The sequence below is a fragment of the Embleya sp. NPDC127516 genome (assembly GCF_044765325.1).
Taxonomy (GTDB): domain Bacteria; phylum Actinomycetota; class Actinomycetes; order Streptomycetales; family Streptomycetaceae; genus Embleya.
The window spans coordinates 70,692-96,680 of the sequence record NZ_JBIWJT010000035.1; the positions used below are offsets into that span (position 1 = coordinate 70,692).

Annotated in this window: 19 protein-coding genes; 6 read left to right on the plus strand and 13 right to left on the minus strand. The window is 69.3% G+C overall.

Annotation, left to right across the window (positions count from 1 at the left end):
* Positions 1–35 precede the first annotated feature (35 nt).
* A complete protein-coding gene (locus tag ACIRL2_RS42455) occupies positions 36–1,544 on the minus strand; it encodes an ABC1 kinase family protein (protein WP_402239780.1) in 1,509 nt (502 codons plus the stop codon).
* Between the two features lie 429 nt (positions 1,545–1,973).
* Positions 1,974–2,228 (minus strand): hypothetical protein, encoded by a 255-nt coding sequence (locus ACIRL2_RS42460; RefSeq protein ID WP_402239782.1) that lies wholly within the window; start codon positions 2,226–2,228, stop codon positions 1,974–1,976.
* A 484-nt stretch (positions 2,229–2,712) separates the two neighbouring features.
* Here ACIRL2_RS42460 and ACIRL2_RS42465 point away from each other — a divergent pair, with 484 nt between their 5' ends.
* The gene (locus ACIRL2_RS42465) at positions 2,713–4,083 is read left to right on the plus strand and encodes a hypothetical protein (RefSeq protein WP_402239785.1); all 1,371 of its coding nucleotides are present in this window, start codon (positions 2,713–2,715) and stop codon (positions 4,081–4,083) included.
* A 985-nt stretch (positions 4,084–5,068) separates the two neighbouring features.
* On the opposite strand, the gene ACIRL2_RS42470 is transcribed toward ACIRL2_RS42465, so the two are convergent.
* The 7 genes from ACIRL2_RS42470 to ACIRL2_RS42500 form a co-directional block, all read right to left on the minus strand.
* A complete protein-coding gene (locus tag ACIRL2_RS42470) occupies positions 5,069–5,968 on the minus strand; it encodes an alpha/beta hydrolase (RefSeq protein WP_402239787.1) in 900 nt (299 codons plus the stop codon).
* 347 nt (positions 5,969–6,315) lie between these two features.
* Positions 6,316–8,058, minus strand: coding sequence for an ABC-three component system protein (locus ACIRL2_RS42475; protein WP_402239790.1), 1,743 nt, complete (start codon positions 8,056–8,058; stop codon positions 6,316–6,318).
* Positions 8,036–8,302, minus strand: coding sequence for an ABC-three component system middle component 6 (locus ACIRL2_RS42480; protein WP_402239793.1), 267 nt, complete (start codon positions 8,300–8,302; stop codon positions 8,036–8,038). Before ACIRL2_RS42480 ends, ACIRL2_RS42475 begins: the two co-directional genes overlap by 23 nt.
* Entirely contained in the window at positions 8,299–9,222 is a 924-nt protein-coding gene (locus ACIRL2_RS42485) for an ABC-three component system protein (protein WP_402239795.1), read from the minus strand. The genes ACIRL2_RS42480 and ACIRL2_RS42485 overlap by 4 nt, the downstream gene beginning before the upstream one ends.
* A 115-nt stretch (positions 9,223–9,337) precedes the next feature.
* The gene (locus tag ACIRL2_RS42490; RefSeq protein WP_402239798.1) at positions 9,338–10,117 is read right to left on the minus strand and encodes a hypothetical protein; all 780 of its coding nucleotides are present in this window, start codon (positions 10,115–10,117) and stop codon (positions 9,338–9,340) included.
* A gap of 302 nt (positions 10,118–10,419) precedes the next feature.
* Positions 10,420–11,595, minus strand: a complete 1,176-nt coding sequence (locus ACIRL2_RS42495; RefSeq protein ID WP_402239799.1) for a hypothetical protein — start codon at positions 11,593–11,595, stop codon at positions 10,420–10,422.
* A 746-nt stretch (positions 11,596–12,341) separates the two neighbouring features.
* Positions 12,342–13,178, minus strand: a complete 837-nt coding sequence (locus tag ACIRL2_RS42500; RefSeq protein ID WP_402239802.1) for a hypothetical protein — start codon at positions 13,176–13,178, stop codon at positions 12,342–12,344.
* A gap of 647 nt (positions 13,179–13,825) precedes the next feature.
* On the opposite strand from ACIRL2_RS42500, the gene ACIRL2_RS42505 reads away from it, so the two are divergent.
* Entirely contained in the window at positions 13,826–13,969 is a 144-nt protein-coding gene (locus ACIRL2_RS42505) for a hypothetical protein (protein WP_402239805.1), read from the plus strand.
* 142 nt (positions 13,970–14,111) lie between these two features.
* On the opposite strand, the gene ACIRL2_RS42510 is transcribed toward ACIRL2_RS42505, so the two are convergent.
* On the minus strand, positions 14,112–14,822 hold the full coding sequence (locus ACIRL2_RS42510; protein WP_402239808.1) for a hypothetical protein: 711 nt from the start codon (positions 14,820–14,822) through the stop codon (positions 14,112–14,114).
* A gap of 1,085 nt (positions 14,823–15,907) precedes the next feature.
* Here ACIRL2_RS42510 and ACIRL2_RS42515 point away from each other — a divergent pair.
* Both ACIRL2_RS42515 and ACIRL2_RS42520 read left to right on the plus strand, forming a co-directional pair.
* The gene (locus tag ACIRL2_RS42515) at positions 15,908–16,030 is read left to right on the plus strand and encodes a hypothetical protein (protein ID WP_402239811.1); all 123 of its coding nucleotides are present in this window, start codon (positions 15,908–15,910) and stop codon (positions 16,028–16,030) included.
* Entirely contained in the window at positions 16,031–17,191 is a 1,161-nt protein-coding gene (locus tag ACIRL2_RS42520; protein ID WP_402239814.1) for a methyltransferase domain-containing protein, read from the plus strand.
* Between the two features lie 166 nt (positions 17,192–17,357).
* Here ACIRL2_RS42520 and ACIRL2_RS42525 read toward each other — a convergent pair whose 3' ends face one another.
* A complete protein-coding gene (locus ACIRL2_RS42525; RefSeq protein ID WP_402239816.1) occupies positions 17,358–21,149 on the minus strand; it encodes a DUF4365 domain-containing protein in 3,792 nt (1,263 codons plus the stop codon).
* A gap of 440 nt (positions 21,150–21,589) precedes the next feature.
* Between ACIRL2_RS42525 and ACIRL2_RS42530 the strand changes: the two genes are divergently transcribed.
* Positions 21,590–22,957 (plus strand): RNA-binding domain-containing protein, encoded by a 1,368-nt coding sequence (locus ACIRL2_RS42530; protein WP_402239818.1) that lies wholly within the window; start codon positions 21,590–21,592, stop codon positions 22,955–22,957.
* Positions 22,958–23,596: 639 nt separating this feature from the next.
* Positions 23,597–23,887: a hypothetical protein gene (locus tag ACIRL2_RS42535; RefSeq protein WP_402239820.1), complete on the plus strand. Its 291-nt coding sequence runs from the start codon at positions 23,597–23,599 to the stop codon at positions 23,885–23,887.
* A 611-nt stretch (positions 23,888–24,498) separates the two neighbouring features.
* Here the strand turns inward: ACIRL2_RS42535 and ACIRL2_RS42540 are convergent.
* Together ACIRL2_RS42540 and ACIRL2_RS42545 are read right to left on the minus strand one after the other, a co-directional pair.
* A complete protein-coding gene (locus ACIRL2_RS42540) occupies positions 24,499–25,722 on the minus strand; it encodes a helix-turn-helix domain-containing protein (RefSeq protein ID WP_402239823.1) in 1,224 nt (407 codons plus the stop codon).
* Positions 25,719–25,934: a hypothetical protein gene (locus ACIRL2_RS42545; protein ID WP_402239825.1), complete on the minus strand. Its 216-nt coding sequence runs from the start codon at positions 25,932–25,934 to the stop codon at positions 25,719–25,721. The genes ACIRL2_RS42540 and ACIRL2_RS42545 overlap by 4 nt, the downstream gene beginning before the upstream one ends.
* Positions 25,935–25,989 lie beyond the last annotated feature (55 nt).

The following is a 25,989-nucleotide window of genomic DNA, read 5'->3' on the forward strand; positions in this document are numbered from 1 at the left end:
GTCGTCCACGGGATCGGTGAGGCCGTCGCGCGCGACTATCCCCTTCTCCCCAGTCCGCGCCACGCCAAGGCGGCCAACGCGGCCGCCACGAACCGGTGAACGGCCGGCGAGGAGAGCGAGCCGCGCGCGGGGTTGGAGATGTGGATGCTCAGGTCGTGGTCGGCGATGTCCTTGAGGACGCCGCGCGCCTGCGCGGGGACGGTGCCCGCCGAGATGAGGAGTTCCATCAGGATGCGGGCCGCCTGTCCCTCGGACAGCGCCTGTGTGGCGTAGTGGGCCAGGAGGGTGCTGAGTTCTCCGCGGAAGACGTCGGTGACGCGGATCTCGGGGGCGAGGTGGCGCACGGATCCGTCGATGTTCGCGAAGGACTTCCCCAGGATCGACACGACCGGGCTGGTCTGGATACCGCGCCGGGTGCTGTGCCGCAGCGCCGCGGTCAGAGCCGTGCCGAAGTTGAGGTCCGCCAGGGAGGCGTGGGAGATCTTGGGGACGAGTAGGCGGATGTCGTTGGCGAACCCGGCCGTGTCCGCCCAGGGGGTGGGTTTGCCCATCTCGATCCACGCCTTGGCGGCGGCGGTCCCGTCGTTCTCGGCGATGTTGATGAGGATGAGCATCAAAGACATGCCCGTGCCTCGGTCGAGGCGGCCGACCATGCCCCAGTCGATGATCGAGGCGCCTTCGACGGGGTCGATCAGGATGTTGCCCGGGTGCGGGTCGGCGTGGAAGAAGTGCTCGCGGAAGTAGCCCCGGTACATGAACGCCAAGAGCTGGCGGCCGATTTCCAGGCGGTCCTCGTCCTTGAACGCGGCGCGGTCCGCGTCGCGGATGTTGACGCCCGGTGCCAGGGTCTGGATCAGCACGCGGGGTGTGGCGTGGACGACGCGCGGCACCCGCAGGCGGTCGAACCCGGCGATGGCACCCTGGACTTCTTCCATGTTGCGGGCCTCGAGGGTGAAGTCGAGTTCGGGGCGCATGGCGTCGAAGACGACGGCAAGCATGGCCTCGACGTCGACGGTGGCGTTCAGGCGCGGCGCCGTGCGGGCCATCAGGCGTGCGGCGGTGCGGAACAGGCGCATGTCCGATTCCATGACATCTCGCATCCCGGGGCGTTGTACCTTCACGACGACCGGCTCCCCCGTGCGCAGGACGGCCGAATAGGCCTGCGCCAGGGAAGCGGTGCCCAGCGGGGTCGTGGTGTGGATGTGGCCGAAGCGGCCACGCCAGGCACGGCCGAGTTCGGCTTCGAGGACCGGCTGCATGTGGTCGAAGGGCAGGGTCGCGGCGTGGTCGTGGAGCTTTTCCAGTTCGGTGGTGGTCGTCTCGGATACCAGGTCGGGTCTGGTCGACAGGATCTGGCCCACTTTGACGTAGAGCGGCCCCAACTCCTCGAAGGCCTCCCGCAGCGCGACGGCCCGTCGTTCGCGCGGGGTGGTCGGTTCGCCCGCCGGGGAGGTCGGGCCGGGAACGGCCCGGTCCCTCACCGCGCGGGCCATCAGGTGTCCCACCACACTGGCCAGCGCACGCGCCCTGGACGGCGGACTCACCGACGGTGCTCCCACCCCGGTCGAAGGTGGGACACCGCGTCGTCGCCGAGTCGGCCGAGCGACTCGGCCACGCCGGGCCCACAGGGACGGCCGCAGCGACGCGGCGAGTGGACCCGGGGGGCCCACGGGCGCGACCTGGACGAGGTCGCGCGAGGTGCGCAAGGCATCGTTCCCTCCGAGGACAGGAAGTAGGAGTGTCGTGCGATCGAGTCGGGAGGTAACGCGGCGACGCGCAATGCCGGCCACGGGGATGGGTGCGGATCGTTGACCATGCCGGTTCGGCGGGGCCCGGTCCGGCGCGTCCATGGCTTCCGGACGAGCGTTCGAGGGCCGTTCGTCGTTGTTCCTCGCCCCTCGCGCCCACGAGCGTGATTGCCCGGGTGGGAGTCCGGTGCGGACGCGGGTTCCCTTCGGGCGCTGTGCTCCGGGTCAGGGCTTGGTCGCCGTCGACTCGACTCGCGCGGACACGGGGGTGTCCCCGGTGACCGAGTCGGGGTCCTCCGGAAGGTGGGGGCGGTCCCGGTCGGGCGCGGACGAGTCGCGCTCCTCCAGGAGCCTGGTCAGTCCGCGGCGGATGTCGCGTTCGGCGTCGGACAGGCGATCCACGATCTCGTCGGCGAAGTCCTTGACGTTGTCGAGCACCTCGCCGAGCAGCTTCGAGACGCCCTTTTTGCGAGTGGCCATGCGCGATCTCTCCGTTTCGTGTGTCGGGTCGGTCGAGTCCGAGTAGGCAAACGCCGCGCGGCCCGGTTCCTCCAGGCAGTCGGCGCCGGAGCCCGGCGCGCGTCCGCGCCGGCATACCGGATGGTCGGATGGGTGGCGGGCGATCCGGTTCCGGTGTCCAGGAACGCGACGCCCGTGAGGGTGTCCGTCACCTCGCTCGCGCCCCCACCGGAACGTGGTTCCCGAGACCACGCCGCGCCTTCGCCGATCAGGGGCGTGAAGCACGAGCGCCCAGCGCTTCGGGCAGGTCCTCTTTCGTCCCCCAGTCACCTCTTCCCGCCGCCATACGCCCCCCTCCACGACGGAAGGCTTACAAGCAGTCGACCCTCTCTTCATCTCCTCATTAAGTCCCACCATCACGACGGAACACAGCGTCCGTGAAGCGTGGGCCTGTTGAACATCCGTCCGTGTTGAACACACCCCCACGAACGCCGGAAGGCCCGACATGCGTACACGGCGCGCGCCCAACATCCGGCTCCGTTCCCTGCTGCGCGAAGCCCACTGGACAGGTCAGGCCCTCGCCGACGCCGTCAACACGGTCGGCGCCGAATCCGGCGCCCACCTGCACTACGACCGCACCACGGTGGCCCATTGGCTCACCGGCGCCCGTCCCGCCCCACCCGTCGCACGCTACGTCGCCGAAGGGCTCACCCGCCGCCTCGGACGCGTGATCACCCTCGACGACCTCGGATTCGCCCCGCCCCACACCAACCACGAGCCGACATCGGCCCCCGGGCCGATCAATCCCGGGGCCTCACTCGAAACACTGGTCGGTGCCCCGACCGACCCAAGTACCGCTCCAGTTGGCTTCGCCTACAGCCTGGCCGCCACACAACTCCCCTCCTTCGGCGAACTCCCTCCCCTGAAACGCCTGACCCTTCCCGAACCCGGCCGGCGCGTCGACGCCTGCCATGTCCGCCTCGCCACGTTGATGCTGGACGTGTTCGCCGACACCGACACCGCACACGGCGGCGGACGCGCGCGACACGCCCTGGCCCGCTTCCTCGCCACCACCGTCGCACCCTGGCTCCGCGCGCCGGCCGCCCCCGGCGTCCACACCCGGCTGTGCGCCGCCGCCGCCGACCTCGCCTACCTCGCCGGGTTCATGTCCTTCGACGACAACCTCCACGACATCGCCCAGCGCTACTACACCACCGCCGCCCAGCTGGCCACCGCCGCCGGCGACCGCGTCCGCTACGCCCTGGCGCTTCGCGCCATGAGCGTGCAGGCCCACGCCCTCCACCACCACACCCAGGCACTGCACCTCGCCGACGCCGCCGTCACCAGCGCCGCCGCCCACGATCTGACACTCACCGCGTTCCTGCACGGACAACTCGCCGTCGCCCACGCCGCAATCGGCGAAACCCACGCCGCTCTGCTCCACCTGACCACCGCCCACCGCCACCTCGACCGCGCCACCAGCACTCACCCGATAGGCGCTTATCACTTGTCCGCCCTCGCCCACCAACACGCCGACGTCCTGACCAGCCTCGGGCAACTCCCCGCCGCCGCCGACCAACTCGCCCGCTCCCTCGGCCACCGACCCGCCGGCGAACGCCGCGCCCGAGCCATCACCACTGCAACACTCACCCAGTTACGCCTGCGCATGGGCCACCTCGAACACGCCTGCACCCACGGGCACGCCTTCCTCGACGATCTCCCCCACCTCGACAGCGCCCGCGCCGACACCGCCTTGTCCACCCTGCGCACCTCCCTGCGCCCCTACGCCAACACCGTGCCCGCCGCGAAAGAACTCCTCCGCCGTCTCGACACCTTCGCCACGCGGCACGTGAGACCCCGTGACACCTCCCGATGACGCACGCCCGCGCACGACCCACACTCGCCCGCGCGGCACGCCCGAGAACCACCGACCGTGCCGAGTCGTGGGCGGTGCGGCCCGCCGGCAGGGCCCGTTCGGTCGCCCGGTGGTGCGGGCGCCGTTGGGGAACAGCGTCCGGCCGGTAAACCACCAACACCCGGCGACCGGGAACCCGATGACCGAGACGATGTCCTCGACGTGGGTGAGTCGGTAGCCCATCGCCTGCCACGCGTGAAACCGGGCCCGTTCTCCCGGCTCTCCCGCGGGTCGAAGAACGGCGTGTCCACCGACCGGACGCCACGGTGTTCACCGAGACGTACCGACCGGCGAACTCCTCGGCCGCCGCCGGGGTGGAGTACACCAGCGGCGCCTCGCTGCCCGCGTAGATAGAGAAACCGTCCGTGAAGAACGCGGCCGGCAACGACGCGCCCAGGCCGACGACCCTCCCGTGGTCGTTCAGCCGGCGTCCGGCCTTCGGGACGAAGAAGTACACGGCGTCGACACCGAACATGCGGTCGTACTCTTCCTCGGTGATCTCCCTGATCGGGGCTTGCGCGGCACCATCCCGATGGTGCCCACCACCACGTATACACGCCCACAGTGTCCACAACCGTGTCGAAGAGCCGCCGCACGTCCGCGACCTTCGTCAGGTCCCCCCGTTGGACGGAGACGGCCCCGGGTCGCCTCCACTGCCTGCTCGGCGTCGCTCTCCGAGGTGGGGAATTGGACGACCACCTTCGCGCCGAACTCCGCGAACGTCCCCCCGACCGGCCCACCCGGGGTCCTCTCACTCCCACCGACGACCGCGACTTTGTCCCGCAGAGTGTTCTCGGCCATGCTCGGCACTCCCTCAATCACGCTCTGCAATCGAGCCAGGTGGAGATCGAGGGCATCGGGCAGGAAAAGTTCGACAAATCGGCGGAGGCGGAGGTCGGGGGTCCCGGGGACTGTCGCGATCGGTGGGCAACCGGAGCGGGGCGGTCTAGACATCGGTGGCGTCGGCGATGTCTGCGGCGAGGATTGCCATGCCCCGGGCCGCGGTGGGGGAAAGCGCGGCGAACAGGTGGAAGACGTGCCACATGCCGTCGAAGGTTCGGTGGACGACGGGCACTCCCTGCCGGCGAGCAGCGACAGCGAGTCGCTCGGCGTCGCTGAGCAGGATTTCCCGACGCCCGCTGTGCACGATCAGTGGCGGAAGTCCGGCCAGGTCCGCGAACAGCGGGGACGCGTCGGCTCGAAGGCGTGCATTCGGACGGTAAAGCGTCGCAGCGGCCACGAGTGACGAACGGGTGAGGAACGGGTCGCGGCGCCCCACTCGAGACATCGACTCGCCCGACAGTGTCAGGTCGAGCCAGGGCGAGAGGAGCACCACGGCGACCGGCGGCGTCCGTCGCTCAGCGCACAGGCGCCGGGCCGTGGCCAGCGCCAGGGCGCCGCCCGCCGAACTACCCGAGACCACAATGCCCGTCGGCCGGGGACTTTGGTCGGCGAGAGCGTGGTACGCCGCGAGCGCATCGTGTTCCGCCGCCGGATAGGGATGTTCCGGGGCCCGTCGATAGCCGGGCAGGTACACGACCGCGCCGGTGGCCCGCGCCAGATGGGTCGCCAGTGCCTCCTCGCCGGCGGGGGAACCGGTGCAGAACCCACCACCGTGGTAATGCAGGACTGCCAGGTCCGTTCGGGGGCGAGGCGGCGACACACACAACGTGTCGAGGGCTGCCAGGGATGTCCGGCGGCTCCGTGTGCCCGGCGTTCGGGGTATGAATCGGCCGACGAGTTCCACGACGGCACGTTGCAGCGGGAGGGGCACGACGGACCGGGTCAGGGGCTTGAAACCGACGCGCAGGCCCAGAGCGATGAGTGTGTCGGGGACCGTGGGCACGACATTCCTCCAAGGTGGCTGCGAGAGTTCTTCCCCCTGGGCGCCGCCGCGCGGTGCGCCGGCGGCTCGATGTCCGCCCGATCGTAGGGCCGCGAGGCCTTCGGTGTTCCGGAAACACACAACCCAAACGTCCCGGTTGCCATGGGGCCACCCACAGTCACACCCTTACCCTTGGTGGCCCCCAACGGGGCTCCCGGCCTTGGGAATCGGCATGACTGGCAAGCGGGTGGCCGCGGCGTCGAGCGGTGCGGGCCGGGCCGAGCGTCCCGCGTGCGGGGCCCGTCGGGCGGCGAGGGCTGCCGGCCGACCCGGGATGCGCCGCCGATCCCGCCTATCCCAGTCAATTCCTAAAAGCGGAAGCCGAACAGTCCGCCGGTTTCGAGGGCGTCGGTCAGGCGCGCGCGAATGTGCGGCTCGGGGTCGAAGCCTCGCCGGGCGGCTTTGCCGAGGTCGTCGGTATTGAGGGTGGCGATGTACTGCATCCGCTCCTCGTGGGCGACTTCGGCGGCGAGGGTCAGGGCTGCGGAGAGTTGGCGGTCGTCGACGCCGTCGAAGAGATGGCTGTCGTGGATGAGGAAGTCCGGGGCGCGTCCGTGGCGGTGGGCCAGGACCGCGAGGGTGAGGTCGAAGCAGAACATGACCATGTTCCCGATCCCGCGGCTGTCGTCGCTGTGGATCCGGGGGAGGATCTTGAGGCTGTTGCGTCCGGCGTCGATGGCCAGATACGCCTCGCGTCCCTCTCCGTACAGGCGTTGGGCGTAACGGGAGAACAGCAGGGTCGCTTCGGCGGTCTGTTGGGCGCGTTCGTTGAGGTCGGTGGCGACGGCCTGTTCGAGTTCGAGTCGTTTGGTGGTGATCTGGCGTGAGCTGGCTTCGAGGGTTTGGGCGGCCTCGTAGCGGTGGCGCAGGGCTTCGAGGGTGGCTTGTTCGCGGGCGAGGGCTTGTTGGAGGGCGGTGAGTGCCTCGAGTGCGCCGCCTTCGTTGAGGGTGCGCAGGAGGTGGGCTTGTTCCTCGCCCAGGCGGGCGCGTTCGGTGCGGCGTGTTTCGAGGCGTTGGGTGAGTTCGGTGATTTCGTCGTCGAGGAAGCGGCGTCGGTTGCGGACGACGGAGTGGTGGAAGGTTTGGACGTCTTCGAAGCGGCGGCGGACCTGGTCGTTGAGGATGATGCCGAGTTCGCGGTAGACGGATTCGAGGTAGTCGGTCTCGACGTCGGCGGTCTCGGTGACGGCCTTGTGGAGTTCCTCGAGGTTGTTCCGGTCGATGACGTCGTCCTGGGCGAGTTGTTTGATGGCTCGGGCGATCTCGTCGGCCTGGTTTTTGACGTGTTCGTACTGCGGGACGATCTGGAAGTCGGCGATCTGGGCGCGGAGTCGGTCGACCTGGGCCTGGGCGAGGGTGATCTGGCCGCGGAGGTCGGCGGTGGAGCCGACGATGCGTCCCCAGACGGGGTCGTTGACGGCTTTGCTGAGTTGGGTGCGGGTGGCTTGGCGGGCGGCGAGTTGGCGGTAGCCGTCGGCGAGTTGCCAGTCCAGGCCCAGGAGGTAGGCGAGGTTGGTGGTGGCGTCCGCCTCGGCTTGGCGGGCGAAGGTGCGGACGGGTTCGTTGAAGCCGTGCGCGGAGTCGCGTCGGGCGAGGAAGGAGAGCATCGTGCGTCCGCTGACGCCGGAGTGTTCGCCGCGCAGGCCGAACAGGTCGCGTTCGATGAGCCGGTTCCACTCGTCGACGCCCAGCTCGGCGGGGCCTTCGCTGCTGAACAGGCGGTCGCTGTCGGCGCCGGTGACATCGGGGTCGATGCGGACCGTCTTGGGGTGACTGCCCCGGCGGGTCACGCTCAGGGATTCGACGCCGGGCCAGTCCATGTCCAGGCGGAAGGTGGTGTTGCGGAGCGCCTTGTTCATGGCCACGGCTTTGGTGTCGGCGCGTGCGCCGAGCAGGAAGTGGACGAGTTCGATCAGGCTCGACTTGCCCGCGCTGTTGCGGCTGTCGGTGTCCGTGGAGTTGTCGGTGATGTCGGCGACGACGAGGTTCAGGCCGCCGGTGAGGGTGACGGTCTTGAACCTGGGGTCGTCAGCGCTCAGGCGCTTGAGCATCGGCACTCCTCGCGACCAGGACATCGCGGCGCAGGTCCACGGCGCCCATGCTGTAGAGCACGTCCAGGGCCAGGACGAACCAGGCGAACGATACCGGGGAGTGGTGACCGTGTTCGGTGCGCCATGCCTTCAGTCGCGACCATGCCTGGCTGATGGAGCGGGGTTCGTCCAGTTGGAGGATGATCTGTGCGCCGACGGCCAGGAGGCAGCGGTCGGGGGCGATGCCCTTGGTGGGAGTGATCACGCCGGTACCCGCAGGGGGGTGTCGGGGTGCCAGTCGGGAGGTGGGGCGTCGAAGATGTCGCAGCGTTCGAAGAAGTGGGCCAGGACGACGCGGGCGTTGCGTTGGACCCGGCGGGGTTGTTGGCCGTTGCCCAGGACGTACATCTCCAGTTGCCACAGGACGTCCTCGGGGTCGTCCCACTCGGCGCGTACCTGTTCGTAGTACAGGCGGAAGCCGCGGGCGACCTCGTCGTGTTCGACGGCGAGCATGCCGCCGTCGTAGAAGGCGTCGACGAGGTGGCTGTGGCGCATGCCGCGTTGGAGGTCCTCGCGTGCCTCGCCGTGGAGCGCGTTGAAGTCGAGCTTGACGTGGGGCACGTCCGGAAGGTCCATGAAGGGGTCCGCCGGTGTGCGCAGTTCCTGTAGATGTTTGAGGAGTGGCGCGAGGTCTTCGAGGCCGACGCCGAAGACGAGGTCCTTGATGGGGATCTCGCAGCCCAGGACGTCCTCGGCCAAGGCCTGTTCCAGGCCCAGGCACTCCTGCCACAGGCGGCGGCTGCCCATCTGCTCGAAACGCAGGGGGCGGTGGTCGACCGCGGCCTTCGCGAGCACGCCGGCGATCTCCGGGTGCATGCCGCGACGGTCGTTGTGGACGAACACGAACGTGTCGAACTGGCCGTCGCGCTGCGCCTTGGCCGACTTCAGGTCCGAGGCGAACTTCCCCCGGATCTTCGAGGCGTCCGGCGTCTGGGGCGCGTAGCAGGCGTAGAGCTTGCGCGAGTGGAGGGACAGGCCGTCGGCGCCCTGGTCGCCGATGTTGCCGTGGGTGCGCACGTCCAGGAAGTCGGGGTGACGGGCGCACATCAACTTGTGGAAGAAGTCCTCGAACGCGGTCTCGTACAGGTCGTACAGCACGTCCAGGAACCGGATGCGCGCGTACATGCGCTGTTCGAACCTCACAAGCGCCGCCCCCTTGCCGCTCGGCCGCAAGCCTAGCGCTCACCGCCAACGCACCGGGACTCCTTCACTCGATCGAAGGATCGGGTTCGTTTCCTCGTCAGGTGGCGCGCACGGTGTAGCGCGTGCGGGTGTGGTTCAGCAGGGTCAGGACGGGGGTTGTCAGGTTGGCGAGGTGTTCCTCGTCGAGGACCAGGGCGACCATGTGGCCGTTGTTGTTGGCGATCGCGCCGACGGGGGCTCCGACGCGTACGAGGGGCCAGTGGCGGCCGTGGGCGAATCCGGAGCCCACGCGCCAGGCGGCACGCACCGCTGCGGGGTCGAGGCCGGTCTCGGAGGCGGCGGATTCGATGATCTTTCTGACCTCGGGGCGCGGCAACGGTGAAAGGCCCAGTGTCGTGGCGAGGGCGTGGATTTCGTCGCGTCGCTGTGTGCCGGTCCTGGCGTTGGGGCCGGTGGGGGTGTGGCCGGTGTCGTCCTCGTACTGGCCGCGGTTGTGCATGTCCTGGGCCCACGATGCCAGGGCGCGGGTGCGGCGTTCGTCGCGTCCGGTGCCGGCGAGGAGCCAGGTCGAGGTGGCGAAGTTCTCCAACGCGCCGCGCAGGAGCGTCCACGGGCTGTGGGGGTCGATCACGCGGGCCACGGTGATCTGCCGGGCGAGGGCGTCCACGTGGGACAGGCCCGCGGCAAAGGAGTTGCGGATCAACGTGCTCGCCGTCCAGCCGCCCAGGGGCCGGTCGTCGGTCGCGAGGCTGGAGCGTGGGGCCGGCTCGGGGAGCGGGATGTAGGCGTCGGGGCCGTGGTGGGCGGCGACCGCGTCGAACAGTGGTTTCAGGAAAGCGAACTTGCCCTCGGTATCGGGCTTCGTTGTCGTCGTCATCGCGGACGCCACGCTAGGCCACGACGGCGGGCGCACGCATCCGATTACCGGTGCTGTGCGTACTCGGCCCGGAAACGGTCACCGGGCGTGTCGTCGTCCGGAACCCGCGTCGCCGCGCCGGATCGGCGTGGCGACGCCTGCGGCGAACCGTGACGCACGTCAAGCGTCCGAGGGCCGTCGCGCGGGAGGTGTCGCATTGAAGAAGTTCCGCAGGGGGGTCTCGACGAACGTTGTGCGGTCCGGGCCCGGGGTCATCGTCGTGGGTAGTCGCGGCACGATGTCGCTGCCGAGAGCGTGGGAGGTCACGAGCCAGCGCAGGATGGTGTCCCTAGAAGGGTTCGTGCTTCCAGGACGGCGGTCTCGTCGAGGCCGACGACGTCGTCGCCGTGTGCGTACTTGGAGCGGAGTTCGTAGACCTTGTCGAACGTTGCCTCGGTGGTGCCTTGGGCCGTGGCGTCGAGCCACAGGGCCTTTCCGTTGTTCTTCATCGGACGTGAATTCATCTGTTGGCCGCCGGTGAGGATGGCCTCCAGGCCGATGACGCAGCGCAGCAGCAGTTCGTCGGCCTCGTGAGGGTCGACGTGGCCGGGGCCGTGGGTTCCGGCCGTGGCGAGGACCAAGTGGTCCATTGCCCTGCGGAATCGCCGCTTACGCCCTTTGACGTCGGTGGTCTGTGCGTCTTCCGGCGCGACAGCGTCCGCCATGTCCCACACGCGTGCGCAGAAGGCCGTGAACTCTGCGATTTCGGTGTCCCGGACGTTGAAGTAGCCGCGCTCGTGGGCTTCGCCGACCTCGTTGCCTTCGTGGTCGGTCACGACTGTCGTGTTGTAGGTGTTCACGAACATGTTGGTGCGGACGCATCGGCGGGGTTCGACGTGGAAGATCGCCTCTGCGTGTAGGGGTTCGTCGCGCCACAGCATCAGCGGGGCGAGTGCTTTGACGTGCTCGAGCACCGGCCGGATGTCGAAGGACAACCTCAACCCCCCGCGCGCCAGGCGACGATCGGGACGAGGGAGGACCAGAAAAGCGGATCCGCCCAACTCTTCGGGGTTCAGTGTGCGAGGACGCAGGGACGGCAGCGGATGTGCACGGCGCAGCTGTTCGACGGTGAGTGTCCGCAGCGTGTAGGGGCCGATCGGCACGTTCGTTCCGGCTGGCAGGTCCGCGTCCAGGAGGATCCAATCCTGTGCCTGGGGCGTGGGAGCCGCGCAGAGATGCTCAAGATCGGCGGCGATCTCGTCGACGGGCACAGCCGCCCCCGACGCAGCCAGAGTGGCCACTTCCGACAGGCCGACGACCTTCAGGAGGATGTCGTGCGACGGCAACTCCTGCCCATCGTAGAGATCCGCGCGTCTGTCGGGTGGGGCGGCAAGGGCGATGGCGGCACGCAACTCCTCGAACGCGGGGGTGTCAGCCGCCCGGGACCCTTGGGTGTCCGGGGAGATGGAGTCGATCCAGGCCTGCACAACGGAGCGCATGTCTCGACCGTAGACCTGCTACCGGCGCGTTGCCTGCCGATTCGGCTGCCCGGCGCTTGCATCACCGCGACTGCTGCTGCTCCACGGCTATGGCGAGGAGGCTCGCCGGCGTCGCGCCGGGGCACCTGTCAAACGCGAAGTGGGACAACTATCGCCAGCGAGACCCTCGCCGCGCTCTTCGGCGCAGCCGGCGCACTGATCGTGGCGTTCGTCGGCGGATTCTTCGTGATCCGCGGGACGCAACGACAGGCCACCGCCGCCATCGACGCCGCACAACGCGGGGCCGACCGCAACTCGACGTCATACGGCAAACGTTCCGCGACCAGGCTGGCCGCGCGCCGTGAGGCGCATCGCCTACGTCGCCTGCCTCGGGGCCGTCGACCGGGCCCGCAGCGACAGGCGCAGCACCGCGTCGTGGGGGCGTGGTCGGTACTCCAGGACAGGAGGAGGATCGCGCCGGGAGCGGCCTGCTCAAGCTGGCGCGGGCAGTGCGTGAGCCGCGTCGGGGTCAGGCGGATCTGAGGAGAGCGAGCGTCCTTTGCCCGGCGCGCCGATGTCGTTCGCGTCGTCGACGCGAACGTCATCGGGCTCGGTGAGGCTATCGGGGTGTCGTCCCAAGGCGGCGGTGAGCCGTGCGGGCAGAGTCATCCGCACTTCAGTGTCACCGCATGCTGGTGACGATCGCCCACCAGATCATTCTCAACGGACCTGGCGTGGCGTCACCGGGCATTTCTGGCGGCGTAGGGTCATTCGTCTTCGTCAAAGTCGTAAGCGCTATCGCGTACCGCTTGGTGGAAGGCCTCATCGTCGTACTCGACGCTGACGTACTCGGGCGCGAATAGGTCGTCGTCTGGGTCGATGGTCTCGGAAGATCGCATCAGCTTGACCAAGAACTGCTTTGCGTCGGCGAGCAAGTCGGAGTCGTCCAGCCAGACGCCGAACTCGAGGGCGAGCCGCGAGCTCTCGGTTCCGTTGGTGCTTCCCAGCCACAGCCGTTTGGGAGTAAAGCCGGTGGCATCGACGACGCCCGCAGGAGATCCGTCCTCGTCGTGCCACCACAGGTGCCCCATGAGGAACATCTTGGCGTGGATGAGAGGCACGGGACGGTTTCCGGCCTTGCGGAACCCGAAAGAGCGGATCGCCGGGACACGCAGACCCTCGGTGCGGGGCGAGTAAGGGCCGATTACCGGGGGCGGGCCGTCATAGCGGGAGACCAGGTCGGTCATCTCGGCAAAGACGTCGGCGGGGAAGCCGTTCCCCTGCTGGGCGTACTGCTTGAGCCGCTCGAACTTCTCCCTGCCGCGCTTCTTCGACTCCTGCTTCGTGACGACCACGCACGCGGAAGGAAACCGATCGATGGCGCCGAGAAGAGCCGGATCGTCCAGCCAGGGCACGCAACCGAGCACTGCGGCTCCGAGGGACCGGTACTGCCTCCAGCGGCCGTCGGGATCGGTCAGGAACTCGTCCATACCCGCGACCAGCCCGCTGAGCACATCCGTGCCGAAGTAGGCGTTGCTGCTCCGCTGGCCGATTCCCGCCGTGAAGTGGAACGCGTCCGGGAACTTCAGTCCGTCGTCGCCCATCGTCGTCCCCCATCAGTCTTGAGATGAGTACCTTACGCAGTCGGTGCGGTACCTGCGGATCGGTTCGCGGTCGAGCGGGGAGCCACGGGGATGTGGTTGGAGGTCTTGGACAACATCGCATCGTTCGAGGCGGTTTCTTTCGGGCTCTCCCATATGAGGCGGCGCAGAATGGAATCCGTAGCAATGGCTGCTGTTGGAGATGACGGTGGACACGGAAGATGGGCATGGACTGCCAACTGCTCCTGCATCCCGACCGCGCCACCCGCATGACCGCCGCCAGGCTCGTGGACGACCAACGCACACAGTGGGACTCCCGGATGCGGGAGGCGTAGCAACCGCGACCACGCGGTCGAACCCGCAGGATTGGCGCAGGTGGCGAGCCGATACGACGGCCGGTTCAGCCGGGTCCTCGCAGAGGTGTTGGACGAGGTCGCCCGTACAGGTCTGGACACCGACCCGGCTCGCCGACACGTGGCATTCACCGCGGTGGCCTGTCGGATCCGTGCACGCATGGAGCGGAGGCTGGGGCCGCGGGCCGACCCACCGGGTGGGAGACGGCGGACGCGGTCGCAGAGGCGCTGGAGGGCGTGGCGGCCGGTCCGGATCGCTGCTGGGCACCGGACGCCACCGGACACGCTGTGCGCGCCTTGGTCGCGCTCCTGGCCGGCGTCGATATCCGGGTCTCCGACATCCTGCCCTTGGTGACCACCGTCCTCGGCCCGGCGCTCGACGCGCTCGAGGCCCACGTCCAGCCACAGTGGCCAGACCCGGTGGAGGACCCGACCGCATGATTTTCGCGGTCGGGTCATCCCGATATTCTCGTGTGCCGATCCGGACATCTGCGGCTCCCTGAACCGCCGAGGTTCCGGGGCTTGGCCAGGTGCGCAACGCGGTCGGGGGCACCCGACATACGGGTCACGGATGGCCTGGACGTCATGGTCTCGACGGCTGCTCGGCCCGTGACCACGGATAGGTGCTCCACGCCGCCGCGAGGACCGGGTTGTCGCGGCCGGGGTGGCCGCCGGTCGCCTGGCGCAGGGTCCAGCCGCGATTCTGCGCGGGGGCGGTGACCGTCGCCTCGCGCAGCAGCAGTTCCGCAAACGGCGGCTCGGTCACGCACACTGCGGCCTCCAGGTCGCCGACGCAGGTGATCGTCGCCGGTGTCCGTGTCGTGGGCAAGGCATCGCGAATGTCGGCGGCGTTCGCGAGGTGGAAGGGCTCCAGCGTGACGGCGATGCCGAGGATCGGCCGGTCGCCGGGAAGGTGGAGGAACTCGGGGCGACGGTCGCGGATGAGGTCCGCGGTGGTGTCGATCTGCTTGAGGGCCTTGCCGATCCGCGTCTCCATCTGCGCCGCCCAGTCCGCGGCGCCGAGGCGGATCGCCTCGGTCGGCCGGGTCGACTTCACCTCGACGAGCAGGACCAGGTCCTCGAACACGACGATCCAGTCGACACTCTTCTTGCGGTTCCGGCCGTCGGTGTACTCGATCTCGCCGAATACGACTGTGGTGTCGTCGGTGTCCTTCAGCAGCCGCAACTGGCGGCCGACGTACTGCTCGAACAGGTCGCCCAGATCGTCGGCGAACGCGCCGTGGTGCTTCACGCCGGTGTAGTAGAGGCCGAGTGGGCTGGCCTTCGCGGTCACCAGGCCGGGGGACGGGGATCAGGTAGCCGGGTCCGTAGCCGCGGATCGCGGGTGTGCCATGGAGCGGGTTGTAGGTGTAGCGGCGCAGCAGCGGGTCGATGGGGGACGGGCCCTTGTTGGCCGGCCCGTGCTCGCGGCGCAGGTCGTCGCCGGTGGTCGCGAAGTGCGCCTCGACGACTCGGTCGACGGTGGCGAGCGGGACGACGCGTTCGAATGCGGGGTGTTCGTGGGCGGGGATGGTCTGCGGGTCGTAGCGGCCGTGGAAGGAGGTGGCGGTGGCGTGCAGCATCTGCGCGGTGCCGACGAACTCGGCCAGGGAGCAGCCGAGTACTTCCTGGTCCCAGTCGGGACGGATCACCGTCAGCGGGCGGGTGGGTGTCGTGTGTTCGAGCAGGGCTGCCGTGCGGGCGAGTTCGGTCCAGCCGCTGTGCTGCCACACCAGTTGCTCGGCGCTCAGTCGCAGCAGGAACGGGGCGATCCGCTCCTCGGGGGTGTCGTGCCGGAACGGGTCGTCCTGGTTGAGGTAGTGGGCGAGGATGTCGCGGAGGTCGTCCTCGGTCGCCGGGGATCCGCGGTGCTCGTTGCCGCAGCACGCCGACACGCGGGCAACGTCTGCGAGCGCCCACGGCCGGTGGGGGTTGTGGCGATCGCCGAGCCACGTGTCGGGGTAGGCGTGTGCGGCGCCGGCGGCGGCCACCAGTGGGAGCAGGGAGGAGGGCGGGTGCCGGCGCACGCGCTGCACGTACGCGTCCGGGTGCACCAGCAGGGGAACACGAGCCACCACGGAATCGTCTCACTCCCGCTTCGGCCGGCTCACCGGGTTTTCCGCATGCCGGCCACGCCTACCGCCGCGGCGGTGGGCGTGGTCGCACACGGCAGCCCTCGACTGCGGTCGTGCGCGCCCGTGCAACCGTGGGCTCGGAAAGGCATCGGCGGAATCCCCCTGGGAGTTCTGATTCTTCTTCCTCAAGCACTGCGTCCTGCGGCGTGATCGCTTCGGTCGTCATGAACCGTTCCCCCTCCGCCCTCGGTTGCGTCATCATGAGGTTTCGGACCGTGACGACCCGAGAAGGGCGACCACCATCATGGGCGAGCACAACAAGCCTGCTCCCGACCCGTCCAAGGGCAACCCGCCGCCGGGCAACAAGGACGGCCAGCCCACGCCGGAGCCGACGCCGGACGGCCGACACAAGAAGGACCCGAAGTAGATGACCGGCGTCCTCGAGGAACGCCGCCGCGCCCTGGACGACGCGATGCGCGCACGCGGGGCGTGGCCCGAGGACGCCCCGTGGGTGCGCGACGCGTTCGACGCGCTGCCCCGCCACGCGTTCGCGCCCGAGCGCCTGTGGGACTGGGACGGGAGCGCGTACGTACCCGTCGACCGCGGCGCGAGCCCGGGCCGGTGGGCCGAACTCGTCTACGGCGGGCCCGACGACGCGGCCGTCACCGAGGTCACCGACGGCCTCCCTTCCTCGTCCCTGTCGGCGCCGGCGGTCGTGGCGACCATGCTCGACTCCCTCAACGTCCAACCCGGACATCTTGTCCTGGAGTTGGGCACCGGGACCGCCTGGAACGCGGCACTGATCGCCCACCGCGTCGGCACCTCCGGGCGCGTCACCAGCGTCGAGGCTTCGACGAGACTCGCCGCCACGGCGGCCCGCGCGGTGGAGCGTGCCGGGGTTCACGTCGACATCGCGGTCGGCGACGGCAACCTCGGCCGGCCCGGAACGGGATCGTACGACCGGGTGATCGCCACCTACGCGGTCGACCACGTCCCCTGGGCCTGGATCGAACAGACCACTCCCGGCGGCGATCTGGTCTTCCCCCTCGGTCGCATGGGGCACTTCGCCGTCACGGTCGCCGACGACCACCGCAGCGCCCGCGGCTGGATGCACGGCCTCGCCCAGTTCATGAGCGCACGCGACACACCGGCGCCCGCCGCCACCGTCCGCTCGTACACGCAGGTCCGCGCCGGCCGCGCGCCCGACGACAAGCGGGGCGTCGACCGCGACATCACTCCCCTGCACACCGACGTGAACCTGCTGTGGGCGCTGCGCATGGCTCTGCCCGACGTCGTCTACACCACCGACACCGACGAGGACGGCGTCAACGTCTGGATCCACGACGGCGCCTCCTCCTGGGCCGTCGTCACCACCGAGCCCGACGGCAGCGCCCGCACCGAACAAGGCGGACCCCGGCGCCTGTTCGACGTGCTCGAGACCGCCTGGGACGCGTGGACTGCACACGGCAAGGTCAGCCGCTGGGACCACGGCATCACCATCGGCCGGGACGAGCAGTACGTATGGGAGCGCGACCCCGACACCGGCCGCCGTTACCCCCTCACCACTGCGACACCCACCCCCGCCTGAACACCGGGCCCTCAACCGCGCCCGGAGTCACCCACGCCGCAACGGCCGGGAACCCGGTATTCGGTCGGGACTGGTGGTAGATCCGCCGAACCGGATGATGTCGTCCTCGGCCGCTCACGCGGAATGCGGCGCCCGGGCGCCCCGCTGCGATCGGCACGTTGTAGCTCTACCCTTCGAAGGCTTGGGCCACGATGGCGCGCGCCGTTGCGGGGGCGAAGCCGCGGTGATCGACAAGCAGGCTCACGAGCGTCGCTTTCGTGGTCCGCCGCCAATCGCCCGGGTCCGCTGTCGAGCGGGGTTCAACCGCCTCTTCAAGGCCCGCAAGACGGGCTTCGAGGGCTTCGGCGCAGGTGGTGAGCGTGGCTTGGGCGACGGTGTCGAGTGCGTGGACGGGTTCGGGGCCCGCCCCCGCTGCCAGGATGGTCAGCGCGGCGAGGCGGGCGAGGGCGTCGGCAAGTCGGTCCGGCCGGGCCAGTGCGGTGTAGCCGTGGGCGGCCGTGCGATACCAGTCGCCCAGGGTGTGGGGTGCCTTCGCCCAGGCGTGTTCGACGAAGGCGAGCCACAGGTCCTCGCCGTCGTGTCCCCATCGGCCGGGAGTGGCGAAGACGGCCGTAGTGGCGCCACCCGGCTTCCACTGGTCGTTGTCGGCGGCCCACAGGATGTCGTCGGAGCTCAGCGGTAGGTCGACGACGTGTTCTCGAAGGAGCACGCGGATGTCCTGGCGGGCCCGCTCGAGGGTGAAGTCGTTTCGTTGCTCGTCGTGGGTCAGCACGTGCAGCAGTGCCATGGTGCCGAAGGTGGGGATGTCGATCTCGTGGAGGAGGCGACGCATGGCCGCGTCGTCGCACCACAGCGGGGCGGTCTTGTCGAGTGCGAGCTGGGCGCCGGCCAGCCAAGGAGGGTTGTCCAGGGTGGTGTAGCCGTGTTCGTTGAGGCGGGCGAGCAGCGTGTGGTCGTCTCGGATGTCGTGCGGGTTGAGGGTGGGGATCGCGTTGATCAGGTCGGCTCGCCGTTCCCGTAGCGCGCGTTTGTCCTCGTCGCGGACGTGTGTCATGACCACGTGCCCGTCGTGGAGGCCGAGTTGGCCGCTGGTGCGCAGGAGTTCGTCCAGGCCGACGCGGGTCTTGACGAGGTCGTCGTGGCAAGGGGTGGCGATGAGGACGTCGGCGAACTGCGCGCGGAGTTGGTCGAAGCGCTCGGGAATCAGGTTCGCGACGATGGCTGTGCTGGTGTCCAGGATCACCGTGCCGTCCAGGGCGGTGCGGGCCGCGGTGAACTCGCATGCGAGGAGCTGGGGTTCGTGAGTGGCGGCGGGGATGAGGCCGCCGGCGCGCAGGGCGTACGCCAGGCCGACGGGGCGCTCGGCCCGTTCGGCCAGGACGGCCATCGGGATCGCGCCGATACGGACGCCGTCCTCGGCCGCCGCGATCGTGCCTTGTCGGGGACCGAGCGTGGTCCGGACGAGGTGGACGAGTTCGTCCGAGGTGGCGGGGATCCTGCGGAACACGGGGTTGTGCGGGGAAGCCCGGTCCACGAGGGCGCGGAATCTGGCGACTTGGTCTTCGGTGAGATCCAAACGCTCGGGACGCTCCGTGCTGTTCGTGTCTGCCGGGCCCGCGGTGGCGCCGAGCAGGGCTCCGGCGATCTCTTCCGACAGGCGGGTGTCGGTTCGGAACCGGTCGGCGAGGTCGAGGCCTTGTTCGGCTGCGGTCGTGTCCCACCCGGTCTCCGCTTTCAGGCGCAGCCACATCCGGGCCTGGTCCGGGTTCTCGATCGGGGGGCGGAATCGGCGGTGGGTGTCTTGGGCCGCGTCGAGGCGGCGGGCGTTAATCTGTGCGTGGATCGCGACCCAGGCGAAGGCTGCCGCTCGGGGAGGGAGCGGGGTGGGGGGCGTGTCGTCGAGGTCGTGGACGCCGCTCTCCTCCCATATGCCGGCCCAGGCGTGGTCTTCCGTGTCGACCCAGTCTTCGCGTTCTCGTGCCCAGGCCAGGACTTCGTGGCGCAGGTGGCGTCTCGCGCGGACCGACAGCAGCGGTCGTGAGAGCAGGGTCAGGGCTTGGAGTCGGGCCTGTACGGGGTCGTCGGCTCGTCTCCATAGTTCGACGGCGGCCAGGCGCTGGTTGATGTCGCCGAAGCGGATTCCGGCGCGTTCGCAGGCGCGAGCGGCTTCGGGCCACATGTGGGCGCGGGCGTAGGTGTCGGTGAGGGCCAGTGCGGCCGCGGCGCCGTTGTTTTCCCAGCGGCGCAGGACGCGGATGGCGGCGGTGGTGTCGCCTTGCGCGGTCAGCGCGGCCGCGTGGTGGATGTCGTAGGTCATGGGTGGCACGTGGCCGAGGTCGCGCAGCCGTGTGAGGTCGGGAAGCGGCCATATGCCGAGGGTGGCCAGTTCCATGGCCGCGGTCACGCGTTGTTCGTCGTCTTGTGCGGCTTCGGCGGCCGTCGTCCAGGCGAGGACGCGTGCTTGGTGGTCCGTGGAGGCGTCGGCTTCGAGGGCGATGGCGGCGAGTTGAGCCCGTAGTCCCTCGTCGTCGATGCCTTGTTCGAGCTCTCGCGCGAGTTCCGGTCGACCGCTGCGGTACGCCAATCGTGCCGCGTCCATGCGCAGCGCCGGGTGCTCCAGTTCGTGGGGAAGGGCTTCTCCTGCGGGTTGCGCGATGGCGGTGCGCAGCGCCCCGTCGGTGTCGTGGTTGGTGTTCCGGGCGTGCAGGAGGATGTACGCGGCCCGGCCGCTGGGTCCGGCCCAGCGGCGGATCTCCGCCCGGGCGGCCAAGGTCAGGTGATGGGCCCGGTGGCCGTCCAGGAGGGATTGACGGGGTGCTCCTCGTGCGTTGCGGCGCAGCAGGGTCTCCGCCAGGTTCGTCTGGAGGTCGGGGTCGGTGGGAGCGAGGGCCAGTGCGCGTTCCATGAACGCCTCGGCTTGGTCGTGGTGTCCCGCGGCGCCTTTGGCCTGGGAGATGAAGGCCAGGACGGTGGCGTCGCCGAAGACCGCGGGGTCGTGGGTGTCGAGGGCGGTTTGGACGGGCGCCGGGAGTCGGGTGGGGTGGTGGCCGTTCGCGTCGGCGAGGGATCGGACGACGGAGGCGAGGACCGGGCTGTGTTCCCGGGCGGCGTGCAGGAGTTCGTCGACGCGGTGGGGGGCGTGTTCGATGGCCAACGCGGCGCCCAGTGCGCGTAGTCGGGCGGCGCGTGCGGGTTGGCCGGCGGCGTCGGCTGCGGTTTCGATCGTGCGCAGCGCGGTGGGGCCCAGTCGGTGGGCGACGGCGTAGGCCATGATCGTGCTCGTCGCCGCCGGGGCGTCGGGGTGGCCTGCGGGAGGCATCCAGTGGGGCGGGTCGTCGAGCAGGCGCGTCACGACGTTTTCGGGCGTGGGCGCGTGGGCCAGGTGCGTCGCCAGGGGCAGGGCGTGGGGGCGGTCGTCGGCGTGTGCGCGCAGGAGGTTGTCGCGGGCTTCGCCGGGCAGCGCGTCCAGGGCGGTCTGGAAGGGGTCGCGGTCGGGGGCGGTGCGTGCGGGCAGGCCCAGGATGTGAGCGGAGGTGGGGTCCAGCGTCTGGGCTGCGGGAACGTGCACTTTCCAGTGTTCTCGGGTGCGGACGAGAGTCGTCTCGTTGACGTGTTGCCAGTAGACGAGTTGCGTCCTGAGGTCGACGAGCGCGATCACCACGGGTAGGGAGTGGCCTCGCCAGTAGTCCACGTGGGGGGTTTTGCAGTAGAACCACCATCCGGTGTCCGTCGGGTACCGGAAGAAGCTCGGCCCGGACTTGATCTGCACGGCCAGCAGCCGGCCGGTGGCGTTGCGCGCGGGGGTTCCGTCGGCGCTGTCGTCGACCACTTCGAGGTGCGCGTCGATCCCGACATCGCTTACCTGTTGCTCGCGAAAGAGCCATCCCAGCTCGCTTACGCGCAAACCGACCAGGCTGACGCCTCGACGGTCGGTGCCGTGGTTGGAGTCGATGATCATGTTCGCCTGCCTTCGACGCCCTCGACCAGGTCGCGCGCACGTCATGGGACTCACGATCGGAATCCTCGAAGGCATCCGATCATGCCGGCACACGGCGGATGTGATGCGCTGTTTCATCCGTCCGGAGGGGCACCGGCCGGCAGCGATGGGTGGGCCATGAACGCGAACTGCAGCGCGGGGATATGCGGAGCGTTGATCGCCCGCGTCGCTCCACTCGAGTTCATCCGAGGCGGGGCGGGCATGAGCGGGCGCACGGCATCGTTGACCTTGGCCTGTGCTATTCGGCGCGCCGGAGGGCCGGTTGCCGGCAGGGTGGACAAGCGGCGGTGTCCGCGCCGACGTCGAGGGCTCGTCCTTCGCAGGTCTGACGGTGCTCCGCTCGGAGCATGGTCGTGTGGTGCGTCCGCCGCTCTTCGGCGGCGGTGGGGTTGGGGGTTGCCATGGTGACGAGACTGCCTCGGCTGGAAGGGCTGCTGGGGCGTCGTCTCGACGCGGTGGACTACGCGAGCATCGCCGAGCTCGTCGGCAGCCTCGAAGCCGCCGAGAGTGAGGACTTGGACTTCAAGCGGGAGCATTACACCGCTGACGACAAGGGCCGTGAGGAACTGGCCAAGGACGTCGCTTCCTTCGCCAACCGAGCGGGAGGGGTCGTGGTTCTCGGGATGGCCGAGACCAAGGGGGTCCCGAGCAAGGTGTTCGACGTGGATCTGGACGACGCCCACCTGCGGCACATTCGCCAGGTGATCGCCAGCAACACGGCGCCGCCGGTGCGCTACGAGACGATTCGAGTCACCAACCCCAAGAGTCCGGGGAGGGGATTCCTGTTGTTGGTGGTGCCGCGCAGCCCGTACGGCCCGCACGCGATGACCACCCCGCCGACCAAGCCGTCCCAGCACACCCTGCGCTATCCCCGCCGCGGCGTGAGCAAGACGGAATGGCTCACGGAGACCGACGTCGCCACCGCCTATCTCGCCCGGCACACCGCTGCCGTCGAACGCGACCGGCGCCTGGTCGACGTCGAGGAGGACCTCGTCGACGCTTTGGCCGTCCGTACGACGCCGCACCTGATCGTCACTGTCGTCCCCGAGGATCCCGGGGACATGATCATCGACGCGGCGCGGTTCGCCCTCTACCGGGAACAGCTCCTCGCCACACAGCTCTACCTCGGCCACGCTCACCGCATGTTCGGACGTGCGACCGTGGGGCCGCGCCGACTGATCGTGACCGAGGCCTCCGGGAACGATGCCGTGCGGGCGGAGCTCCACCGTGACGGTAGCGCCTCGATCGCCCTGCCCCTGCGCACCTTCCGCTCCCGGGGCGACGACGGTGAAGGCTCGCAATTCTCCGAACCGGGCGAAATTGTCTACAAGTTGATGTGCGCGCTCAGCTTCCTCGCGGTCCATGCGCGGGATCGGGCAGGAGCCGCCGGACCCGCGCGCGTCAACGCCGCCCTGGTGGCGGACATGGCCGACCATCCCGCCCGCGCGAACATCCCCGAATTCGACCGGCCGACGGCGGATCCGTTCCGCGTCGACCCGCTGAGCCCGGTCACGGGGCAGCGCATCGCGCTGAGCGCCCAGGACTGCGCATACGCCCACGCGCGGGCCGGGGTGCTCCTGGACGACCTGGCCGACGAGGACCGCGGCCTGCTCGAGGCGACCGCCGCGCTTGCCGACGAACTCCTGCAGGCGTACGGCTATGCCGAAACGGGCCTGGTCACCCGCACCGGTGAACTCCGCCTCGACGAATTCGACGTCCGCAGTTCCCGGGCCGTCGCCGAGTGGGCCCGCCGGCGGGGCCTGTCGTAGGTCGAGTCGCGCGCACGATGCCCGCAGGCGAGCGCGTGGGCGTTTACCCGCGCCCGGAACTGCAATTCGACGGTGACTCGTTCAACCGAGCGCAGCAGCAAGGTGGCCATCGAGCTGTCTTGGTCACCCCACTTGACTGGAACCGCACCGGGACGATTCGTCACAGTTGCGGCCGCGCTATCGGCCGGCCGGGCGCGGCAGCAGGGCCTTCGGGCCCCGGCGTACTCGTCGACGCCGGCCACGCGCGGGTCGGCTACGACCGGTTCGGGCAGGGCAGTGGGGTCTGTTTGTTTGGGCATCAGGCGGATCCGCGAACGGATACGTTGAATCACGGTCACCAGCGGCCCGGTCGGCGATCCGGGCCGTGGTGGTTGCGACCAGGGGTGAGGCGTTGAGTGGTCCATGGGATTGCTCAGGAGCAGGAGTCCGCTGTCCGTTGTCATCGAACCGAGTCGCCGTGTCATCGAAGTCAGGCGAATGGGGTTTCGTGCCAATGAAGTTAGTCGTCGCAGGTCAGCGGCAGGAGGCGCGATTCGGCACTCGGCGGATGGGCCGAACTCCATGAACGGCTGTGTCACCCAATCCAGTCGTCGCAGGTCAAGACCAGCGGAGCGGACTCGGTTCGATGACAACGGACACTTGGCATACCGCTTCCCCGATCCGCGTGCCCCCGAGATCGACGAGCACGACGGCGATGTCGAGATCGTCTTCTCCCCCGTGTCCGTGCGGGCCTTCGACGCCGTCGACCTCGAGGGTGACGATCGCCGCGCGGGCGCCCGCTCCACGCTTCCTCCCTTGCGCTGGCGTGCCACCGGCACCAACCTGCCCGGCCGGGCGAGCGGCAGCATCGACGTGGACACGGCTTCGCAGCCGAGTGCGTCGCTCGCCGAACGGCTGCTACCCACCGAATCACCCGAGGGCGAGGCCTGAGGCTGTCCCTGCGCCCAGGGGTCGGTACACCAGCGCGAGAGCCCCCTCGGTGGTGCGGCCGTGCGTCGACGTCCCACCCCGGCTCCAGGAGTCCATCATGGCCCACTTCCGGCCCGAATCCGGGAGACCCCGACGCTCGAGTCGTACGCCCCCCGCCGGCTTCGGGAGGAGGAGAACGTGAGGCCCATCGTTCGCGGCGACGACGTCGACAGGCCGGCGGGAAGCGGGACCCCGGGGTCTCAAAAGGGCGGGTCGTCGGCAGCGAACCCTTGGGGCTCCCCATGAATCGGGGAACGTAGGGCGTTGGACGGGGTCGAACATCTGGTTCAGGGTGTGCGCCAGTCCGGCGCCGAAGTAGGGATCTACCTGCTGTAGCCAGGGCATCCCGGCCATCAGGAGGCCGAGTTCGTGCGTGATCGTGTCGTCTGGGACGGCGCGCAGGTCCTCGGGTACCGGGTGAGGGCTCTGGTACCCGGCACCCACCGGGCGGCCGGCCGGCGAGGTGCCTCTCCACATCTGACTCTGTCCGCCACCTCGTTTGCATGGTGGAGGGTCTGGATCGTGCCATCCGGTCACCTGGTGTGGTCAGCGTGTGGCAACGACTTTTGGGCTCAGACGATCGACTTGATGGTCTTGTCCGCGTACCGCAGCGTCTGGTCGACGGCCTTGTCCATCTCGCGCAAGGAGTCGGGCTGTGCGGTGAGGAGAGCACTGACGTTGATGCTGCTCACGGCGAGGAGGCATCCCGCCACGGTCAGGAACTCCTTGTACCGCTTCTGCCCCTCGTGCCCGAGCGATTCCCAGTCCCGGGGCTTCGGCGGCAGACTTGCTCCCCACTTCTCAAGGGCGTGGATGCCGTGCACGCTGACGTATTTCATGGTGGCCGTGGCGCGAAGTAGTACGTCGATCATCGCGTCGAAGCCTTGCTGTGACTGGTCCAGAGCTGCCTCCGCAGCCTCGACCTCGGTTCGGAGACGTTCTTCCTCTTTCTTGTTCCGGCGCTGCCTCACGACGTAGAAGCCGGCGGCCGCCAGCGCTGCCGCCGGGGCGGCGACCATGCCCGTGAGCAGGAGGACTCCACCCGCCATGCCCGCACCGCCGGCAGCCAGCGTGCCTCCTCCCAGGAGGGCCAGAGTCGCGTTGGTCGCGGCAACTCCGGACAGCATCGAAATGGCTGTTCCAGTGGAGGCGGTCCCGAATATCGCGGCGGCGGTGAACGCACCGTAGGCTGCGGCACCGCCGACTGCTGCTCCGGCCGCGCCTCCGGCTGCGGCACCGCGGATCGCATTGGCGATCCCGACGGACATGGCCTCGATACGTATCGCAGTGGGGATCTCGTCCGTGCTCGCGATCTCCTCCTCGTTCGGTCTCTCTGGCTCGGGCGCCCCGCTGATGCTCTCTGCCAGTTCCACGAACCTGAGGAAGAACTCGTCGCGGGTGGCGTCATGGACATGGTTGAAGGCTTCCCCGAGTTCTTGGGTGATCTTCGACCGCTGGGCCGCCTTTTCGTTGATCTCGGTGTGACGTCTTTTTGTCTCCGCGACTTGGTCGCGCAGCTTCACCGATCGCTGGCCCCGCTGACGAGCAAGGGACCTGGTTCGGTCCTCCGCCTCCTGCCTGAGTTGCTCGGGTGTCAGTTGGAGCGGGAGGGCGATGGCGGCCAGGCGGTGCTCCCCGGGGCTGATGAGCCCGCGCTCGATCCGGGAGATCGAGACCGCGCCCCCCTTCCCATAGTCGGCCCGCTTGGCCAACTCTTCCTGGGTCATCAAGGGTCTTTGGGCTTGGCGGTGCTCGCGGATCACGATGCCCATCGCCTCTGCGCTGAAATCATTCACCGGGTTCCGTTCTCTTTGGTCGACGGGCTGTGGCGACGCCAGGAGGATCGAGCCTCACGTACCAGCGCACCACCGGAGCGGAAAGCCTGGGCGCTGTCTTCCGCGAACTGCTTGGCCGCCTTGATAACGGCCGCGTCACGACGGACTTCGTCGGCTGTCTGGATGTTCTGGGCTGCTGTCAGGGCCAGTTGCTCGAGGTTGAGATCAGACATGGCAGTGGACCTTTCGTCGCTGATGGTGGCTGCGCGCGTGCAACATAGCGTCACT

Bases quoted from the DNA above. Each gene is read 5' to 3' on its own strand.
- ACIRL2_RS42460 (WP_402239782.1), bottom strand. From the start codon at position 2,228: ATGGCCACTCGCAAAAAGGGCGTCTCGAAGCTGCTCGGCGAGGTGCTC.
- ACIRL2_RS42465 (WP_402239785.1), top strand. From the start codon at position 2,713: ATGCGTACACGGCGCGCGCCCAACATCCGGCTCCGTTCCCTGCTGCGC.
- ACIRL2_RS42475 (WP_402239790.1), bottom strand. From the start codon at position 8,058: ATGCTCAAGCGCCTGAGCGCTGACGACCCCAGGTTCAAGACCGTCACC.
- ACIRL2_RS42485 (WP_402239795.1), bottom strand. From the start codon at position 9,222: ATGTACGCGCGCATCCGGTTCCTGGACGTGCTGTACGACCTGTACGAG.
- ACIRL2_RS42490 (WP_402239798.1), bottom strand. From the start codon at position 10,117: ATGACGACGACAACGAAGCCCGATACCGAGGGCAAGTTCGCTTTCCTG.
- ACIRL2_RS42495 (WP_402239799.1), bottom strand. From the start codon at position 11,595: ATGCGCTCCGTTGTGCAGGCCTGGATCGACTCCATCTCCCCGGACACC.
- ACIRL2_RS42500 (WP_402239802.1), bottom strand. From the start codon at position 13,178: ATGGGCGACGACGGACTGAAGTTCCCGGACGCGTTCCACTTCACGGCG.
- ACIRL2_RS42515 (WP_402239811.1), top strand. From the start codon at position 15,908: ATGGGCGAGCACAACAAGCCTGCTCCCGACCCGTCCAAGGGCAACCCG.
- ACIRL2_RS42520 (WP_402239814.1), top strand. From the start codon at position 16,031: ATGACCGGCGTCCTCGAGGAACGCCGCCGCGCCCTGGACGACGCGATG.
- ACIRL2_RS42525 (WP_402239816.1), bottom strand. From the start codon at position 21,149: ATGATCATCGACTCCAACCACGGCACCGACCGTCGAGGCGTCAGCCTG.
- ACIRL2_RS42530 (WP_402239818.1), top strand. From the start codon at position 21,590: ATGGTGACGAGACTGCCTCGGCTGGAAGGGCTGCTGGGGCGTCGTCTC.
- ACIRL2_RS42545 (WP_402239825.1), bottom strand. From the start codon at position 25,934: ATGTCTGATCTCAACCTCGAGCAACTGGCCCTGACAGCAGCCCAGAAC.